Annotated in this window: 1 protein-coding gene and 2 pseudogenes (2 of these 3 cut by a window edge); all 3 read left to right on the top strand. The window is 61.4% G+C overall.

Annotated features, from left to right (window positions below; all coding sequences use genetic code 11):
* Positions 1-998: pseudogene (locus A2X88_03965) on the top strand (UDP-N-acetyl glucosamine 2-epimerase); it begins 93 nt to the left of the window's first position.
* Positions 999-2,222 carry a glycosyltransferase WbuB gene (locus tag A2X88_03960; protein OGP34407.1) on the top strand — a complete coding sequence of 408 codons (1,224 nt, stop codon included), beginning with the start codon at positions 999-1,001 and terminating at the stop codon, positions 2,220-2,222.
* Positions 2,223-2,239: 17 nt separating this feature from the next.
* Positions 2,240-2,691 (top strand): annotated as a pseudogene (locus A2X88_03955) (hypothetical protein); it runs 208 nt beyond the window's last position.

Below are 2,691 nucleotides of genomic sequence, written 5' to 3'. Positions count from 1 at the left end.
ACGAAGTCTTCTTCTCCGACCTGGAGATCCGCAAGCCGGACCATTTCCTCAACGCCGCCGGCGCCAACGCCGCCGAGACCATCGGCAACACGATCATCAAGCTCGACCCGGTGCTGGCGGAGGTGCGGCCGGAGGCGCTGTTGATCCTCGGCGATACCAATAGCTGCCTGGCGGCCATCCCCGCCAAGCGCCGCAAGATCCCGGTTTTCCACATGGAGGCGGGGAACCGCTGCTTCGACGAACGGGTGCCGGAGGAGATCAATCGCAGGATCGTCGACCATATCGCCGACGTCAACTTGACCTACAGCGATATCGCCCGCGAGTACCTGCTGCGGGAAGGGTTGCCGCCGGACCGGGTGATCAAGACCGGGAGCCCGATGTTCGAGGTGCTGGGCCACTACGCCCCCAAGATCGACGCTTCGGATGTTCTGACCCGGCTCGGGCTGCATCCTTTTGACTATTTCGTGGTCAGCGCCCACCGCGAGGAGAACATCGAGTCGGACCGGAATTTCGGCAACCTGGTGAAGATCCTGAACGGACTGGCGGAAAGCCGCGGCAAGCGGGTGATCGTCTCCACACATCCGCGCACCCGAAACCGGGTGAACAACCTGGGCGTGACCTTTCACGGGCGGGTGGAACTGCTCAAACCTCTGGGTTTCTGCGATTACGTCCATTTGCAGAAGAATGCCTTCGCCGTTCTGTCCGACAGCGGCACGATCAACGAGGAGTCCTCGATCCTCAACTTCCCGGCGCTGAACCTGCGCGAGGCCCACGAGCGGCCCGAGGGGATGGAGGAAGCGGCGGTGATGATGACCGGGCTGGAGGTCGATCGGGTGTTTCAGGGGCTGGCGATCCTGGCCGGACAGAAACGGGGCGCCGAGCGCACTCTCAGGCTTGTCGCCGACTACTCGATGCCGAACGTGTCGGAGAAGGTGCTGCGGATCATCCTCGGATATACGGATTACGTGAACCGGGTGGTTTGGCGCAAGCCGGTGTGAATGCGCATTCTGTTCCTTACCCAGTGGTTCGACCCGGAACCGATGTTCAAGGGGCTGGCCTTCGCCAAGGCCCTTCGGGAGAGGGGTCACGAGGTCGAGATCCTCACGGGGTTCCCGAATTATCCCGGCGGGAAAGTTTTTCCGGGGTACCGGGTCCGTCCGTTCCAGCGCGAGGTCATGGAGGGGATCCCGGTCGTGCGCGTGCCCCTTTACCCGAGCCACGATGCTTCCGCCATCCGAAGGATCGCGAATTACGCGACGTTTGCTCTCTCCGCCGCTACCATCGGAGCGGCTGCGGTGAAGCCGGCGGATGTCATGTACGTTTATCATCCGCCGGCAACGGTCGCCTTGCCCGCCCTCATGATCCACGGGATCCGACGGATCCCGTTCGTTTACGATATTCAGGATCTTTGGCCGGACACCCTGGGAGCGACGGGGATGGTGAAGAACGGGTTTTTTATCGGCCTTGTCGACCGATGGTGCCGTTCGGTTTACCGCGCCGCATCGAAGATCGTCGTGTTGTCGCCCGGGTTCAGGGAGATGCTTGTCTCCAGGGGAGTGCCGGGAGAGAAGATCGAGGTGATCTACAACTGGTGCGATGAGGGCCAACTCCCGAAGGCGCCGAAGAACGAATCGCTGGCGAAGGAACTTGGATTTTCCGGAAGGTTCAATGTCCTTTTCGCCGGAACGATGGGGAAAGCCCAGGGGCTCGAGGCGGTTCTGGAATCGGCCGGCCGGATCGGAGGAAGGATCCCGGAGGTCCGGTTCGTCTTTGTCGGCGGCGGGACCGAGGTCGATCGGCTGCAGCGGACCGCGCGGGAGAGACGGCTGAACAACGTCTTTTTCCTGCCGAGACGCCCCGTTTCCGAAATCGGGGACGTCCTGAATCTTGCGGACGTCCTCCTCGTACACTTGAAGGATGATCCGCTCTTCCGGATCACGATTCCCTCGAAAATCCAGGCATATCTTGCAGTGGGACGCCCGATTCTCGTGGGGGTCCGCGGGGATGCCGCGGACCTTGTCCGGGCGGCGGGGGCGGGCGTGGATTGCCGACCCGAAAATCCGGGAAGCATTTCGGAAGCGGTCGAGAAGCTTTACCGGATGCCGCGTGCTCTTCTTGATGAGATGGGAGATAATGGAAAAAGATACTACCGGGAGAAATTGTCCTTATCCGCGGGTGTACCCAGGTTCGAAGAGGTATTTCAAGCTGCCGCAGTCAACTGAGGAATCAGGTCCCTCTGATGGAAGTGCCCATCCCATCGACCGCTTCGCACGTTTTCTACCGGCGATGGGGGAAACGAACGCTGGACCTGTTTCTCACCTTGTTCGGCCTCGTCGTTCTTTCCCCGGTGCTTCTCCTCATCGCTCTTCTGGTGCGTTTACTGCTCGGGTCCCCGGTTCTTTTCCGCCAGAAGCGGCCCGGATTCGGCGGCAGGCCGTTCACGCTGCTCAAATTCCGAACGATGCGGGACCTGCGGAACCGGGAGGGGGATCTCCTTCCGGACGAGTCCCGGCTTTCCACCTTCGGCGTGCTACTGCGCCGGCTGAGTTTCGACGAACTTCCGGAACTGTTCAATGTCCTGAAATCCGACATGAGCCTTGTCGGCCCGCGACCTCTTCTCGTCCGGTATCTTGATCGATACACGCCCGAACAGGCCCGGCGGCACGAGGTGAAACCGGGATTGACCGGCTG

Source organism: Deltaproteobacteria bacterium GWC2_65_14 (genome assembly GCA_001797615.1).
In the GTDB taxonomy this organism is placed as follows: Bacteria; Desulfobacterota; Deferrimicrobia; order Deferrimicrobiales; family Deferrimicrobiaceae; genus GWC2-65-14.
The sequence above is the reverse complement of the archived record's forward strand: the minus strand, read 5'-3'. Positions and strand labels throughout refer to the sequence as shown.

Coding starts and splice junctions, on each gene's coding strand:
- A2X88_03960 (OGP34407.1), top strand. CDS start 999: ATGCGCATTCTGTTCCTTACCCAGTGGTTCGACCCGGAACCGATGTTC.